The organism is Paenibacillus allorhizosphaerae (assembly GCF_042659105.1).
Taxonomy (GTDB): domain Bacteria; phylum Bacillota; class Bacilli; order Paenibacillales; family NBRC-103111; genus Paenibacillus_G; species Paenibacillus_G allorhizosphaerae.
The window spans coordinates 481,483-495,338 of record NZ_JBHSRV010000003.1 but is presented as its reverse complement, the minus strand read 5'-3'; the positions used below and the strand labels follow the sequence as shown (position 1 = coordinate 495,338).

The 13,856-nt window shown below is 52.7% G+C and carries 17 protein-coding genes; 12 read left to right on the top strand and 5 right to left on the bottom strand.

The window, feature by feature from the left end:
- The first annotated feature begins 1 nt into the window (after position 1).
- The 5 genes from ACFQI7_RS15475 to ACFQI7_RS15455 all read left to right on the top strand — a co-directional run bounded on the left by ACFQI7_RS15475 (position 2) and on the right by ACFQI7_RS15455 (position 3,615).
- The gene (locus ACFQI7_RS15475; protein ID WP_218097809.1) at positions 2-838 is read left to right on the top strand and encodes an alpha/beta hydrolase family protein; all 837 of its coding nucleotides are present in this window, start codon (positions 2-4) and stop codon (positions 836-838) included.
- A 26-nt stretch (positions 839-864) separates the two neighbouring features.
- A complete protein-coding gene (locus tag ACFQI7_RS15470) occupies positions 865-1,068 on the top strand; it encodes a YezD family protein (protein ID WP_218097808.1) in 204 nt (67 codons plus the stop codon).
- Positions 1,069-1,262: 194 nt separating this feature from the next.
- A complete protein-coding gene (locus tag ACFQI7_RS15465) occupies positions 1,263-2,111 on the top strand; it encodes a transporter substrate-binding domain-containing protein (RefSeq protein WP_218097807.1) in 849 nt (282 codons plus the stop codon).
- 108 nt (positions 2,112-2,219) lie between these two features.
- Positions 2,220-2,900, top strand: a complete 681-nt coding sequence (locus ACFQI7_RS15460; protein ID WP_218097806.1) for an amino acid ABC transporter permease — start codon at positions 2,220-2,222, stop codon at positions 2,898-2,900.
- Positions 2,893-3,615: an amino acid ABC transporter ATP-binding protein gene (locus tag ACFQI7_RS15455; RefSeq protein ID WP_218097966.1), complete on the top strand. Its 723-nt coding sequence runs from the start codon at positions 2,893-2,895 to the stop codon at positions 3,613-3,615. The genes ACFQI7_RS15460 and ACFQI7_RS15455 overlap by 8 nt, the downstream gene beginning before the upstream one ends.
- 73 nt (positions 3,616-3,688) lie before the next feature.
- On the opposite strand, the gene ACFQI7_RS15450 is transcribed toward ACFQI7_RS15455, so the two are convergent.
- From ACFQI7_RS15450 to ACFQI7_RS15440, 3 genes are all read right to left on the bottom strand, one after another.
- The gene (locus tag ACFQI7_RS15450) at positions 3,689-4,867 is read right to left on the bottom strand and encodes a M20 family metallopeptidase (protein ID WP_218097805.1); all 1,179 of its coding nucleotides are present in this window, start codon (positions 4,865-4,867) and stop codon (positions 3,689-3,691) included.
- Positions 4,868-4,989: 122 nt separating this feature from the next.
- Positions 4,990-5,172 carry a hypothetical protein gene (locus tag ACFQI7_RS15445; protein ID WP_218097804.1) on the bottom strand — a complete coding sequence of 61 codons (183 nt, stop codon included), beginning with the start codon at positions 5,170-5,172 and terminating at the stop codon, positions 4,990-4,992.
- A gap of 404 nt (positions 5,173-5,576) precedes the next feature.
- Positions 5,577-5,747 (bottom strand): aspartyl-phosphate phosphatase Spo0E family protein, encoded by a 171-nt coding sequence (locus tag ACFQI7_RS15440; protein ID WP_218097803.1) that lies wholly within the window; start codon positions 5,745-5,747, stop codon positions 5,577-5,579.
- A gap of 177 nt (positions 5,748-5,924) precedes the next feature.
- On the opposite strand from ACFQI7_RS15440, the gene ACFQI7_RS15435 reads away from it, so the two are divergent.
- Together ACFQI7_RS15435 and ACFQI7_RS15430 are read left to right on the top strand one after the other, a co-directional pair.
- Positions 5,925-6,071, top strand: coding sequence for a hypothetical protein (locus ACFQI7_RS15435; protein ID WP_218097802.1), 147 nt, complete (start codon positions 5,925-5,927; stop codon positions 6,069-6,071).
- 273 nt (positions 6,072-6,344) lie between these two features.
- On the top strand, positions 6,345-7,073 hold the full coding sequence (locus ACFQI7_RS15430) for a phosphonate ABC transporter ATP-binding protein (protein WP_218097801.1): 729 nt from the start codon (positions 6,345-6,347) through the stop codon (positions 7,071-7,073).
- Positions 7,074-7,160: 87 nt separating this feature from the next.
- Here the strand turns inward: ACFQI7_RS15430 and ACFQI7_RS15425 are convergent, their stop codons facing one another.
- Positions 7,161-8,132: a YpdA family putative bacillithiol disulfide reductase gene (locus ACFQI7_RS15425; protein WP_218097800.1), complete on the bottom strand. Its 972-nt coding sequence runs from the start codon at positions 8,130-8,132 to the stop codon at positions 7,161-7,163.
- Between the two features lie 217 nt (positions 8,133-8,349).
- Between ACFQI7_RS15425 and fucU the strand changes: the two genes are divergently transcribed.
- Positions 8,350-8,787 (top strand): L-fucose mutarotase, encoded by a 438-nt coding sequence (gene fucU, locus ACFQI7_RS15420; RefSeq protein WP_218097799.1) that lies wholly within the window; start codon positions 8,350-8,352, stop codon positions 8,785-8,787.
- An 80-nt stretch (positions 8,788-8,867) separates the two neighbouring features.
- Here fucU and ACFQI7_RS15415 read toward each other — a convergent pair whose 3' ends face one another.
- Entirely contained in the window at positions 8,868-9,971 is a 1,104-nt protein-coding gene (locus ACFQI7_RS15415; RefSeq protein WP_218097798.1) for a citrate synthase/methylcitrate synthase, read from the bottom strand.
- Positions 9,972-10,264: 293 nt separating this feature from the next.
- On the opposite strand from ACFQI7_RS15415, the gene ACFQI7_RS15410 reads away from it, so the two are divergent.
- From ACFQI7_RS15410 to ACFQI7_RS15395, 4 genes are all read left to right on the top strand, one after another.
- Positions 10,265-11,107, top strand: a complete 843-nt coding sequence (locus ACFQI7_RS15410; RefSeq protein ID WP_230414690.1) for a hypothetical protein — start codon at positions 10,265-10,267, stop codon at positions 11,105-11,107.
- Between the two features lie 155 nt (positions 11,108-11,262).
- A complete protein-coding gene (locus tag ACFQI7_RS15405; protein ID WP_377517055.1) occupies positions 11,263-11,394 on the top strand; it encodes a hypothetical protein in 132 nt (43 codons plus the stop codon).
- A 222-nt stretch (positions 11,395-11,616) separates the two neighbouring features.
- Positions 11,617-12,153, top strand: a complete 537-nt coding sequence (locus ACFQI7_RS15400; RefSeq protein ID WP_218097796.1) for an NfeD family protein — start codon at positions 11,617-11,619, stop codon at positions 12,151-12,153.
- Positions 12,154-12,167: 14 nt separating this feature from the next.
- On the top strand, positions 12,168-13,700 hold the full coding sequence (locus ACFQI7_RS15395; protein ID WP_218097795.1) for a flotillin family protein: 1,533 nt from the start codon (positions 12,168-12,170) through the stop codon (positions 13,698-13,700).
- The last annotated feature ends 156 nt before the right edge of the window (positions 13,701-13,856 follow it).

Here is a 13,856-nt window from a genome sequence, read left to right as displayed (position 1 = left end):
ATTGGAGCATCAGATTACGATACCATTCGAGCAATTGGAGCTAGCCGCTACGCTTCACTACCCCGAAGTCCGGGGAGACCGTGCGAAAGCAAGCGGACATTCCGGTAAAAACCCGATCATAATCATCGCGCATGGTTTCATAGGAACGCGGATCGGCATCGACCGTCTGTTCGTGAACGCAGCCCGGGAATTTAGCCGGAACGGCCATATGGTGCTCCGCTTCGACTACGGCGGGTGCGGCGAAAGTACCGGCGAGTACGGCCGCGGCGGGATGGACGCGATGATCGACCAGACCCGGCGCGTCATCGATTACGCGCTGGACATCGATTGCGTCGATCCGCAGCGGGTCGTTTTGCTCGGGCACAGCTTGGGCGGCGCAGCGGCCATCTTGACCGCCGCGCGCGACCGGCGCGTGAAGACGCTTGTCTTATGGGCGCCCGTTGCTTATCCGTTCAGCGATATTGTCGGCATCACCGGCAAGAAGCTGTACGAAGATGCCGTACAACACGGCAGCGCCGATTACTTAGGTTACAGGTTGGAACCCGTGTTTTTCGAATCGCTTGCCAAACATCAGCCGTTCGAGCAGCTCCGCAAATTCGGCGGAGACGTACTTCTCGTTCACGGCACAGGCGACGAGGTCATTCCGGTCGACTATTGTTTTTTATACCAAAAGCTGTTTTGGCTGCGCAGTCAAGGGATTTGCGATAAAGAAGTGATTTTTCAGGCGAATCATACGTTTACAGGCAGCGTTGCCAGGGAGCAACTGCTAGGAACGACGGTCAATTGGCTGCTCACCATCGACAAGCAGAAGCGCGAATGGAACGATTGGACAATTTAGGCAGGTAGCGAACGGGAGGGAGAACAATGGCAAAACCGTTGCAAGTGGATGAACTTTGGACTAAACGGATTCTTCAAAGCGTGAACGGCCTGGAATACGGCATCGTTCAAATCGTGGTTCATGACGGGCGCATTGTACAGATTGAAAGAACCGAACGGAAGCGGTTCGAGCCGGAATCGGCAACCGGCCGCAGCTTGACTGAACCAAAGCAAGGGGCTAGATCGAAATAAAACCGCAGATCCATTAATAATAGAAGCTGTCGAACCGAGAATGTACTGGCGGTCGGCGGTTTCTTTTTTTGTTTGCTTGCATCGGTTCAACTGGGTTTCCGCGATTTGCCGGTGTGTGTCGATTATAGTGGATATTGTCAAACCAGTGGCTCTATTATATAATGTACGAGTTACTCAGAAAGGAGAATTGACCAATGTTTAAAAACAAAGCGTTTGTTTTTGTCATGTTATGCGTTGTATTGGTGCTTTCCGCTTGCGGACAACAACCGGCTTCCTCGTCCCAACCGGCCAAAGACGGAGAAAAGCCCGCCGCACAACAGCAAAAAGAAACGAAGCTGGAGCAGATCAAAAAAGCCGGAAAAATCGTTGTAGGTACAAGTGCGGACTACCCTCCGTATGAATTTCATAAGGAAATTAACAAAAAAGACGAGATCGTCGGCTTTGATATCGAGATTGCCAAAGCGATTGCCAAAGATCTTGGCGTCACCTTGGAAATAAAAGACATGAAATTCGACGGACTGCTCGCGGCGCTCGAAACAGGGAACGTTGACTTTGTAATCTCTGGGATGACGCCTGACGCTGAACGCCAAAAGAGTGTAGATTTTACCAAAATTTACTATACAGCGATTCAAACGGTCGTTATTCGAGCGGAAGATAAAGACAAAATCAAGTCGATCGACGATTTGAAAGGGAAAAAAGTCGGCGCGCAAAAAGGCGCTACGCAAGAGAAAATCGTAAGAGAGCAGATGCCTGCTTCCGAAGCGAAGGCGCTCGGCAAAATTTCCGATTTGATGCTTGACTTGAAAAATAAGAAGACTGAGGCGCTTGTAGTTGAGCAGCCTGTAGCTGCAGCGTATTTGTCCAAAAATAAAGATCTGATCTTTTCCGAAATGAAGCTAAGTAACGAAGACAGCGGCTCCGCCATTGCCGTTAAGAAAGGTTCGGCCGAACTGGTCGATGCCATGAATAAAACGCTTGACCGCTTGATGAACGACAAATCGATTGAAAAGCTTGTGGCTGAAGCAAACGAATTGGTGGAATAATACAATCCATACTTCGATGATCGACAAAACCCGGGCGGAACTTTTCCGGCGGGTTTTTTATTCGATTTACACTAAGATGCGCAAGGCTGCTCGGAAAGAAGGAGAACGATGGATTTTTCTTTTTTGTCTAAGTACTATATGTATTTCGTTGACGGGGCGCGGATAACGCTGATCCTATCGTTCTTCACCGTTATCTTGGGTGTGGCGCTCGGTATTGTTATCGCGTTGATGCGCATGTCGAGCATCTGGCCGCTCAAAGCGGCCGCTACGTCCTACATCGAATTTATCCGCGGTACGCCGCTGCTCGTACAATTGTTCCTGATCTATTACGGGCTGCCTCAAATCGGAATCCATTTCCCGGAACTCCCGGGCTTCGGCTCCTCCTTTCCGGACTTCATGGGGGCTGTCCTTGCGCTTTCGATCAACAGCTCGGCCTACGTTGCCGAAGTGTTCCGCGCCGGCATCCAGGCGATCGATAAGGGACAGATGGAAGCGGCCCGTTCGCTAGGCTTGTCCCATCCGATGGCGATGCGATATATCATTTTGCCGCAGGCGCTGCGCAATGTGCTTCCGGCGCTCGGCAACGAGTTTATCGTAGTCATCAAGGAATCGTCGATCGCTTCCGTTATCGGCATCGGTGAATTGATGTACAAGGCGGATACGGTGCGGGGCAATACGTTTCAGCCTTTCGGACCGCTCATTGTGGCGGCGGTCATTTATTTTGTGATCACATTTACGTTGTCCAAACTGCTCGGAATCGCGGAGAGGAGGATGAGGACCTCTGATTAAAGTAACCGGTTTGCATAAAACGTTCGGCAAAAATGAAGTACTGCGCGGCATCGATATCGAGATCGGAAAAGGCGAGGTCGTCGTCGTCATCGGTCCGAGCGGATCAGGGAAAAGCACATTTCTCCGCTGCCTGAACCTGCTTGAGCAGCCGAGCGCAGGAGACATTGAGTTCGAAGGCGTTTCGCTCTTGAAAAATAAACAGGATCTCAACAAGCTGCGCCAGCAGATGGGCATGGTGTTCCAACAATTCAATCTGTTCCCGCATATGACGATTCTCGAAAATATTACGCTTGCGCCGCGTAAGTTGAAGAAGCGGAGCGCGTCGGCGGCGAACGATATCGCTTATGAGCTGCTCAAACGCATCGGGCTGGTTGACAAGGCGGACAGTTACCCGGGACAGCTGTCCGGAGGCCAGAAGCAGCGCATTGCGATCGCCCGTGCGCTTGCCATGTCGCCTGCGGCGCTGCTCTTTGACGAGCCGACGTCCGCGCTCGATCCGGAGATGGTCGGCGAGGTGCTGGACGTGATGAAGGAGCTGGCGGCGGAAGGCATGACGATGGTCGTCGTTACGCATGAGATGGGGTTTGCCAAGGAAGTTGGCACAAGGCTCATTTTTATGGACGGCGGTAAAATCGTGGAGCAGGGGAAGCCTGCGGACGTCTTCGCGAATCCGCAGCACCCGAGAACGAAAGAATTTTTAAGTAAAGTATTGTAATGTGTACAAGCATAAAGCCGCGGCATTCCCGAACGAATCGGGAACGCCGCGGCTTTATTTCATGGAAGCGTGCCTAGTTGCTGACGTTATTCACGCTGCGGTTAAATTCGTCGCGCACAGCTTGAAGCGCGGCCGGGTCGGACAGCGCATCGCAGGCCGTATACGCAAGCGCCTTGGCGCCGAGGAGCATTCCTTCGAAAGCTCGCGGCTGCATGGCCAAATCGCGGAACTCTTTCGTATGCAACAGATGCGTTTCGTCGATTACTTTGACGTAAGGATGAATGGCCGGGCAATGGCGGGAAACGTTCCCCAGATCGACCGAGCCATGGTCCTTGCCGTAAGCGATCTCGTCCTCGGGCACGCCGAGGATGCCGAGGTTCCGCGTAAACAAGTCGGATAGCGTCTCATTCGTGATGAGTTCGTCGTAAGAGTACTCGTAATTCGACGTGCGCAAGGTACTGCCGGTTTGCAGCGCGGCACCTTCCGCGCATCGAAGCACTTTCTGCACCGTTTCGTCGGTATAAGGGCGGGTGGCGGACCGGATATAAAACTGCGCAACGGCATAATCCGGTATAATGTTCGGCGCTTTGCCGCCTTCCGTAATAATGCCGTGAATGCGGGTATGGCTTTCGAGCTGTTGTCTCAGCGCATTGATGGACTGGAACAGAAGCAGCACCGCATCAAGTGCATTAATGCCTTCATGCGGACTTGCCGCGGCGTGCGCCGCCTTGCCGAAGTATTCGAATTGAATCGCATCCATGGCGAGCGATTCGCCCGATTTTTCGTACATATGATACGGATGCGCCATCAGCGCAAAATCAACGTCGTCGAATAAGCCGGCTGCCGCCATCGTCACTTTCGCGCCGCGCGTTTCTTCCGCCGGCGTACCGTACACCCGGATCGTGCCCCCGAGCTCGTCGATGACGGCTTTCAGGCCGACTGCCGCCGCCAGTCCCATCACGCAGATGAGATGATGTCCGCACGCGTGCCCGAGCTCCGGGAGCGCATCGTATTCGCAAAGGAAAGCGACGGTCGGACCCGGCTTGGCCGAACGGTATGTACCGAAAAAAGCAGTAGGAAGGCCAAGCACCGGAGTTTGCACTTCGAATCCTTGGCTGCGCAGCTCGTCGGTGAGCCGGGCGGAAGCTTTCCATTCTTCGTTTCCAAGCTCCGGATTTTCACCGATGTACCGTGATATCGCGGTGAAATTGTCGGCCTGCCGGTCAATAGCGGAGGCGATGTGCTGCTTCATGGTCGGAGTCGCTCCTTTTTTCGGTCTTTGCAGCTATTATAAACCAAATCGCACGGACAAAACAAAGACCCCGGCATACGGCGATGCGCGGGATCTCATTATGTTCTAAGAAACATCTTACGTTACTGAAGGCTGCGGCGCGGATCGATGAGCTGTTCGTCCAACGACTTCTTGATCTTGTGCATCGCATCCACTTCGAGCTGATGGTTTTGCGGAAAACGGACACCGGTTAAAGCGAGCGCCTCGTTCACTGTCAATTCAACGGAAATTTTCTTTTCCTGTGTTTGTTGGGCTCCCGAATTCATTATGCATCGCTCCTTTTTCAAGATATGCGGTACGGACATCAAGAAAATCAAGAAAGCGGATTCATGGCGAGGAAGAAAGTTCGTGAATTGTTGAAAGCCTTGATATTCCTCGTTTTTAATATAACATATCATGTAAAGTTTTTCAAGTCCGGCCGCAAAAAAGAGGCGCATTTTTGAAATGGCCTCTTACTAATCATTTGATGAAATGGTAATCGCAAGAAAGCACCTTTAAAACATGAATGTATCTAAAAGCAAAGATCGAAAGGGCTTCGGTCAGAAGCTTGTCTTATAAGATCAGAATTTATAAGTTTTCAGCGGAGCTGAACAATTCTGATCTTTCAAGAAAAGCTTCCGCTAAAACACGAATGTATCTTCATCGAAAGGGCTTCGGTCAGAAGCTTGTCTTATTTAATCATGTCCTTCATGCGTATCCGCTGCAGCGTTACGATGAGGCGGTCGATTTGCTGGCTGAGTTCAACTACTTTCGGGTCGACGAAACTGCCTGTCTCCTCCACTAGCAGATAAAGCTGATGCTGCATCCGTTCCAGGTTTTTTTGTAATTCGACTTCCTTCATCGTTTGACCCCATTCGTATTGTAAATATTTTCTCGCTCCGAATCATTATAGTACGAATCGGATTTGAAAATTGTAAATCGGTGTCGAACCATATTATTAAATTTTCATTACAAGAACATAATTGTATATAAATAGGGAAATTAGTAAAAATAAACCTGATGGGAGGTGAGTTTTACTATGGACAACGCGACGCCAAACACCAAAAACAATCCGAATTTTAAAGAAAACAAGTTTACCGAGGATGAAGCGGTCATGCACGCGGAAAAAGCGGCAAACCGCCCGCCGAACCTGAATGAAATTCCGAAGGAAACGAATCCCCAATAATGGTGAATCTGAACTATGCGAATCCAATGTTCCCTTTGCGCCGATAACGAAGTAAAGTTACTGAAGAACTCCGATAAGGAGTTTTTCTTTTGTTTGGCTTCCGGTCTACGTCTCGATCGCCGCATGCTTCGTTGCAGTAACGAATACGCCGCGGTTTCTGTTCCTACTAGCATGCGCTGCCGTATGGTTTTTATGAGCCCGAACATGGTATAGTTAGTAAAAACAGTATAGTCATGCGTCAAGCGGATTTACGGAGCAAAGGAGAATCGCCGGATGATCATCGTACGCAATTTAAGCAAGACGTTCCCCCCGAACCATCGCATCCTGCAGCGCATAAGCTTTCAGGCAGACGAAGGGGAGCTGGTTGCGCTGCTCGGCAAGAGCGGGAGCGGGAAGACGACGTTTTTTCGCTGCCTGATGCTGAAGGAAAAATGGGATGAGGGTCAATATATTTTCGACGGGCAGGACATTTCCTCGGTCAATGCGTGGGAAAAATTCCAGTTGCGCAAGCAGTGGGCTTATTTAGAAGAGAAGCCGGCCTTGAACCACAACAAGTCGGCCTTGAAAAACGTGCTCAACGCTTTATTGTTCAAAAAATCGTGGGTGCGCTTTATAACGAATACCGTCTCGGAAGACGATCATATGGAAGCAATGGATTATTTGGACAAAGTTGGACTGCTCGAAAAAGCGCATGAAAAGGTCGAAAAGCTGAGCGGCGGAGAGAAGCAGCGCGTCGCCATTTGCAAGGCGATGATTAAAGGAGCGAGAGTCATTTTCGCGGACGAGCCGGTTTCCGGACTTGATCCTGAAGCGGCCAGCCGGGTCATGGAAGATTTGCAGTCGATCTGCCGCAAGCAGAAGCTGCTCATCTTTTGCAGCCTTCATCAGGTGGAGCTGGCGGAGAAGTACGGTTCGCGCATATGGGGACTAGCCGACGGGAAGCTGGCCGTCGACATCGCCGGACGCCGCCTGACGCATCGCGAGAAGGAACTTATTTTTTAAACCATCCAACGAGCACAACCCGGCTTGCGGACTGAAAGGCCTGCAGCCGGGTTTTTGTTGTTGCAAAAGCACGGCCGCCAGCCAGGACTAGGCGGAGCCGGCGATGTGCTTTGCGATCGAAACGCCGTGGTAACGGCCGGTCTCGATGAACACTTCGTTCGCGTCCGCGCCCGAAGCCGCTACCCCGGCGATATACAGGCCGGGAACGGTCGTCTCCATCGTGTCGGGATCATAGACCGGAATGCCCTCGCTATTCAGCGCCGCGCCTGTTTGTGTCAGCAGGCTGCGGTCTGGCCGGAAGCCAGTCAGCGCGAGGACGAAATCATTCTGGAGCGTTTCTTTCGCTCCTTCGTGCAGTACGGTGATGCTGCCTTCCCGGATATGGACGACCCGGGAGCGAAACCGCATGGCGATGCGGCCCTTGGCTACCATGCTTTCGAAGATCGGGCGAACCCAGGGCTTGATGTTCGAAGAGTATTGATCGCCCCGGTAAATGACCGTCACTTCCGCGCCGACGCGCAGCAAATCCATTGCGGCGTCGATGGCGGAATTATTCCCGCCGATAATGGCAACCTTCGTCCCGGAATACGGATGCGCTTCCCGGTAGTAGTGGGTCACGTGCGGCAGTTCTTCGCCTGGGATGCCCAGCATGTTCGGGTGATCGAAATAGCCGGTCGCAAGGACAACCTTGCCGGCTGCGACTTGCCCCGAGTTGCTGAACCGGTCGGTCGTTTGCAGGAGGAATGTGCCGTCATCGGCCCGTTTGATGCGAGTCACGGTACGGTACGACCGGATGCGAAGCTTGCTGCGAATCGCGACGTTGCGGTAATAATGGAGCGCCTCCAGGCGCGTAGGCTTTTCGTTGGGCGTCGAGAAGGGGTAGCCTCCGATCTCCAGCAGCTCCGGCGTACTGAAAAACTGCATATACGTCGGGTATAAATAAATCGAATGCGTAATATTTTCTTTTTCGATCAAGAGCGGGTCGATCCCGATTTTTTGCAGCTCGAGCGCGGCGGACAATCCGCAAGGACCTGCCCCGACAATGACGACTTGTTCCATATTGCGGCACCTCGTTGTATACTTGTCATTTGAACCGGTATGTACATGTACATATGTTCCATAGTAACCGATTCTTCATTCGGAATCCATCCAACCGGAGTAACTCCTCCTGACTCGTACGATGCGGCAGGATTGACACGACGATCGCCGTTTGCGTACGATTAGCATAGGCATTGCCAGAAAAAGCCTTTATCACAATTTGCGGAGGTTGCAGCATATGTTGAAGGGAATTCCTACGATTCTTTCTCCCGAGCTGTTCAAAATATTAATGGAGATGGGCCACGGCGACGAAATCGTGCTGGCGGACTGCAACTTTCCGGCGGCAAGCCACGCAGCCCGGCTGATTCGCGCCGACGGTCATCGCATACCGGAGCTGCTTGACGCTATACTGACCTTTTTACCGCTCGATTCCTACGCCGATCATGCAGCCGTTCTGATGCAAGTCGTGCCCGGCGATCCGGTCACCCCTGTCATCTGGGACGAGTACAGGCAGCTGATTCAAAAGCATGAGCAGGAAGCGCATGAGATCGTGTTCGAAGAGCGATTTTCGTTCTATGAAAGGACGAAGAAAGCGTACGCCGTCGTAGCGACCGGAGAACGGGCCCAATATGCGAATATCATATTGAAAAAAGGCGTAGTCCGCCAGCAGCAATAAATGCAAAGAATCGGCGCCTGCAGGCACCGGTTTTTCGCATTTATTGCTTGGCGGAACTACGCCAAATCGTAAGTTCTTCGTTATGCGTGCGTCTCTTGCGGCATAGGGCCCGTATATATGGACTGCGGGCGGAAAATACGGTTCACCGCGGCTTGCTCGAGCAGGTGAGCCGTCCAGCCGACGACTCTCGCTACCGTAAACGTCGGAGTAAACAGCGGTGTCGGCAGCGCGATCGCGCGCATGATGGAAGCGGCAAAAAACTCGACGTTCGTATACAGCCGTCTGCCCGGTTTATATTCTTCGAGCAGTTGAATGGCCGTTTTTTCCACATGAATGGCCAAATCGAACCAAGGATCGTCGGCGGTGAGCTGCTCCGTCACTTGGCGCAACGCTTCGGCACGCGGATCTTTCGTCTTGTACACGCGGTGACCGAAGCCCATCAGCCTTCCGCCGCGGGACAGCACATCGCGAATCCAGGGCTCGGCATTTGATTTCGAACCGATCTCATCAAGCATCGCGATGACTTCGGAAGGCGCTCCTCCGTGCAGCGGCCCTTTCATTGCGCCGATGGCGGCGCTGACGGCCGAGGCCATGTCGGATTGCGTCGAGGAAACGGCCCGCCCGGAGAAGGTGGACGCGTTCATGCCGTGCTCCATGCCGAGAATTAAATATGCGTTCAGCGCCTTTACATGCGACGCTTCCGGAAGCTTTCCGGAAAGCATATACAAATAATTCGCCGTATGATCCAATTGATCGAGCGGTTCGTGCCAAGAGAGCCCGTTATGCTTGCGGTAACCGTAAGCGGCGATCGTCGGCAGCATAGCGGTCAATTGAATCGCCTGAGCTTCAGTCGGAGGCCATACGAAATCGCCCGTAGACATCGCCGAGACGGCGGTTTGCATGATGCTCATCAGCGGCGTGCCGTCTGGAAGCGCGTCGATGATGCGCTTGACATGTTCGGGCAGAGCGCGATGCGCTTTGAGCTGCACCGTAAATGACTTCAATGTTTCCTCGTCCGGCAGCACGCCGTGCCACAGCAAGTAAGCCGCTTGCTCGAACGTACAGGATAGCGCCAGTTCCTTCGCCCAGTATCCTCTATAAATCAAATGCCCTTTTTCCCCGTCCACCAGACTGATATCCGTTTCAGCAGCCACAACGCCTTCCAAACCGGTTACTTTTGCCATGCGGTTCACCTCATCCATTGAATTTATCATTTTATATTAATAACATACGCTAAAACTCTGATTAAGTATAATTTATAAATTTTATTTTTTCGATATATTTTTTTTATCGGACGATGAAAAGCCTGTTTGTCCCTACAAAAATTCAAGCCTCATGCCGTAAAAAGGAATAGGAAAAAGAAAACGGATAGAGTAGTATGAAAGGTAAAAGATGCAGGAACTGGAAAAATAGGCGGCAGCATCATATTGGGAAGTGCGGAATCATAGAATAGACTGCAAGACTATGAAAAATGAAAATGGAATTGATCATAGAAATGGGGTTCGATTCGATGTTCGCCGCCTTCCGCCATCGTCTGCTATCCATCGACAAGAGTCGTCTTTCGCTGCTGCTCGCCGGATTTATGCTCGGCAATTTAATCGCCGTCATTGCATCGGCCTATTGGACTACGCCGCAAGCGACTCCGGTGCGCTCGTATTATTCATATGGCTTACGCACGGCTTCGAACGGGGTAAAGCTTCACCTGATGAGCACCCGGCCGGACAACATTCAGCTGAAGCACATTACGACGAACGTCACGACAACGTCGGAGTTCGGCATGAACGGAGGCTTCTTTTGGAATGGCGATTTGCTCAGCATAGCCGTCATCAACGATAAACCGCTCAAGGGCGAAGCGTACGACTACGGTTCGGGCTGGTACAACATCGATTACCCCAAAGGGACGCTTGTGTGGGATGAAGTGACACGCCGTTTCTCAGTGCAGGTGGTGCAAGAGGCTCAGGATCTTAAAGTGACCGATCGTGTGCGGTATTGGGCGCAAGGAGGCGTTAGCATGTCGCTTCGCGCGGACGATCGATGGGTAGGGCAAGCGTTGGACGAGGATATGCCGGCATTCGGCGAGCCGAGGCTTCGCTCGGGAGCCGTATTCGACGAGGAACAGAACTTATATATGATCGTCTCGGACAAGCCATGCACGGTTGAGCAGTTTCGTACGGCGGTGAAGGAGATCGTAGCGCCGAAACGGCTTGTGGACGGCATTTTTTTGGACGGGGACGGCTCTTCCCAGATGCGGAACGAACAGGTGGCGCTCAAAGGCGATACTCGCGCGGTATATCAGATGATGGCGCTGAAGCAGCGGTAGTAGGCAGCCATCCGGTGGATTGGATTTTGAGTTGGAGAAGGTGGAAAGTTGCTTCCGCACATTGATTCGAACCAGGCTATGTTGTGATGTGAAACTCCGAATCGATCCTCTACAAAGCGTGGGATCTTCGGGATCGACGGCATGTTTTGCTCAAAATGATCGATACTTCACGGGCGGCCGAAGAAGGCGTTATTGGGACGCATCGATTTTCCGGAGAAGGGGACGATATCGGGGATTTGATGGTCATGAAGCGGTGGGAGAAAGGGGAATTCATCCCGATCGAATAGCTCTACGATTATGTAGTCAATTAATATAGAACCGGGTTTTCGCAGTCGAACACGTATTCGGCAATGCTGCCTCAGCGTAAACGGGCGGCTTTTTTCTTTTTGGCGTGCCGAATCGTTGTTTCAAAACGAGGAAATGGTTTCCAGTAAAAAGGTGCAACTTATTCCCAGTATTTTCGTATTAACTAGTGTGCCTACATTTTTTGGACGTTAGGGGGGAAGCACATGCTTGAGCTGTATTGGGGGTTGTTGATCACCGGCGCTTTATTTGCTTTTGCTACGGTTTTGTTCGGCGATTTGCTTGGCAACGCGCTGGATGGGTTGTTCGATTTTTTGTCCGCCGACGCGCTTCATTGGCTCCAGCCGATGGTGCTGTTCAGCGCGATAACGTTATTGGGCGGCGCCGGCGTTTTGCTGACCAAATATACCGTGTTTGGTCCGGCCCTTGTATTGATGCTTTCCATATTAGCCGCCGCGGCTTCGGCCGTTCTCATATTTTTTCTGTACGTCAAGCCGATGGAGAACAGCGAAAACTCAGTTGCTTTTTCCATCCACGACTTGGTCGGACGCATCGGGGAAGTGACCGTGCCGATCCCGGCCAAAGGATGCGGAGAAGTGCTGGTACGTACCGGCGGCGGCGTGACGAATCAAATTGCCGAAAGCTTTGACGGCACGCCGATCGAAGCCGGCAGACGGGTTGTGACCGTGGAAGTCAAGGACGGCACGCTCTTTGTCTCCGGTTTGGATTCTAACGAAATGTGAAGGAGTGGATGTGAATGAATTTTAGCGATGTGATGGTAGTGCCCGGCATAGTTGTCGGCGTGATTGTGATTCTCGGTCTTGCTTTTTGGGCCCGGTACAAAACGGTAAGTCCGGATGAGGCCATGATTGTGACCGGCTCGTTTCTAGGCAGCAAAAACGTACTGACGGACGATACGGGCCGTAAAATCAAAATCGTGCGCGGCGGGGGTTCGTTCATATTACCGATTTTCCAGCGGGCCGAGTTCTTGTCGTTGTTATCTCATAAGCTTGATGTCTCGACACCCGAGGTTTATACGGAACAGGGCGTACCCGTTATGGCCGACGGTGTGGCCATTATTAAAATCGGCGGTTCCGTCGAAGATGTAGCCACGGCGGCTGAACAGTTTATGGGGAAACCGACGGAGGCGCTGAAAGGCGAAGCCCAGGAAGTGCTCGAAGGACATTTGCGCGCCATTCTCGGCTCGATGACGGTGGAGGAAGTATACCGGAATCGCGATAAATTCGCGCAGGAAGTGCAGGGCGTCGCTGCCAAAGATTTAAAAAAAATGGGACTGCAGATCGTGTCCTTCACCATCAAGGATTTGCGCGACAAACACGGCTATCTCGACGCGCTCGGTAAGCCGCGGATCGCGGTGGTCAAGCGCGACGCGGAAATTGCGGAGGCGCAGGCCGTACGGGATTCCCGGATTCAAAAGGCGCTTGCGGAGGAAGAAGGCCAAAAAGCGGAACTGCTGCGCGACACGAATATAGCGGAGGCGGAGAAGGAAAGGGAACTGAAGGTTGCCTCGTTCAAAAAGGATCAGGATATGGCGCGCGCGGAAGCGGATCAGGCGTACCACATCCAGGAAGCTCGGGCGAAACAGAGCGTGGTCGAGGAGCAGATGCGTGTCGAGCTGGTGCGCAAGGAGCGCGAGATCGACCTTGAGGCGAAGGAAATTCTCCGCCGCGAGAAGCAGTATGACGCGGAAGTAAAGAAGAAGGCGGACGCCGACCGGTACGCGGTCGTTCAGGCTGCGGAAGCGGAGAAGGCGAAGCAGATCACGCAGGCGGACGCCATGCAGTATCGCATCGAAGCGGAAGCGAGAGCGATGGCCGAGCAGAAGCGGCTCGAAGGCCAGGCGGTGGCCGACGCGGAGCGCGCCAAAGGTACGGCGGAAGCCGAAGTCATCCGGCTGCGCGGTTTGGCCGAAGCGGAAGCGAAGCAGAAGCTGGCCGAGGCGTTCGAGAAGTTCGGCGAAGCTGCGGTGCTCGACATCATCGTGAAAATGCTGCCGGAACTGGCGGGCAAAGTGGCGGAGCCGATCAAATCGATCGACAAGCTGACGGTGGTCGATACCGGCCACGGCGAAGGCGCTGCACGCGTTAGCAACTATGTCACTTCGCTGATGGCGACGGCGCCGGAAATGCTGAAAAGCGTCAGCGGCATCGATTTGGAGAAGCTGGTGAAAGGGCTGACGCAGCGCACCGGCACGGTAAGCGCACCGGCTGCGATCGAGAAGGCGGCAGCCGTAGCCGGCGATCCCGCTACGGATTCGAAGAAAGACTAGCGTTTCCGATTTATGCGCGGTTGGCGAGCAATACGCGTAAAGCACTGGATTGGCAACGGAATAGCGGGAGGCAGCTGGTGCAGCTGCCTCTTTTGCATTGTGTAGCATCGGGAGAAAAGGGAGTCAAAATCGGATCGTCTCGTGCAGGAAATGGGA

Coding starts and splice junctions, on each gene's coding strand:
- ACFQI7_RS15460 (WP_218097806.1), top strand. CDS start 2,220: ATGGATTTTTCTTTTTTGTCTAAGTACTATATGTATTTCGTTGACGGG.
- ACFQI7_RS15400 (WP_218097796.1), top strand. CDS start 11,617: ATGCTTGAGCTGTATTGGGGGTTGTTGATCACCGGCGCTTTATTTGCT.
- ACFQI7_RS15465 (WP_218097807.1), top strand. CDS start 1,263: ATGTTTAAAAACAAAGCGTTTGTTTTTGTCATGTTATGCGTTGTATTG.
- ACFQI7_RS15440 (WP_218097803.1), bottom strand. CDS start 5,747: ATGAAGGAAGTCGAATTACAAAAAAACCTGGAACGGATGCAGCATCAG.
- ACFQI7_RS15415 (WP_218097798.1), bottom strand. CDS start 9,971: ATGGCAAAAGTAACCGGTTTGGAAGGCGTTGTGGCTGCTGAAACGGAT.
- ACFQI7_RS15395 (WP_218097795.1), top strand. CDS start 12,168: ATGAATTTTAGCGATGTGATGGTAGTGCCCGGCATAGTTGTCGGCGTG.
- ACFQI7_RS15450 (WP_218097805.1), bottom strand. CDS start 4,867: ATGAAGCAGCACATCGCCTCCGCTATTGACCGGCAGGCCGACAATTTC.
- ACFQI7_RS15435 (WP_218097802.1), top strand. CDS start 5,925: ATGGACAACGCGACGCCAAACACCAAAAACAATCCGAATTTTAAAGAA.
- ACFQI7_RS15425 (WP_218097800.1), bottom strand. CDS start 8,132: ATGGAACAAGTCGTCATTGTCGGGGCAGGTCCTTGCGGATTGTCCGCC.
- ACFQI7_RS15405 (WP_377517055.1), top strand. CDS start 11,263: ATGATCGATACTTCACGGGCGGCCGAAGAAGGCGTTATTGGGACGCAT.
- ACFQI7_RS15470 (WP_218097808.1), top strand. CDS start 865: ATGGCAAAACCGTTGCAAGTGGATGAACTTTGGACTAAACGGATTCTT.
- ACFQI7_RS15410 (WP_230414690.1), top strand. CDS start 10,265: ATGGAATTGATCATAGAAATGGGGTTCGATTCGATGTTCGCCGCCTTC.
- ACFQI7_RS15445 (WP_218097804.1), bottom strand. CDS start 5,172: ATGAATTCGGGAGCCCAACAAACACAGGAAAAGAAAATTTCCGTTGAA.
- fucU (WP_218097799.1), top strand. CDS start 8,350: ATGTTGAAGGGAATTCCTACGATTCTTTCTCCCGAGCTGTTCAAAATA.
- ACFQI7_RS15430 (WP_218097801.1), top strand. CDS start 6,345: ATGATCATCGTACGCAATTTAAGCAAGACGTTCCCCCCGAACCATCGC.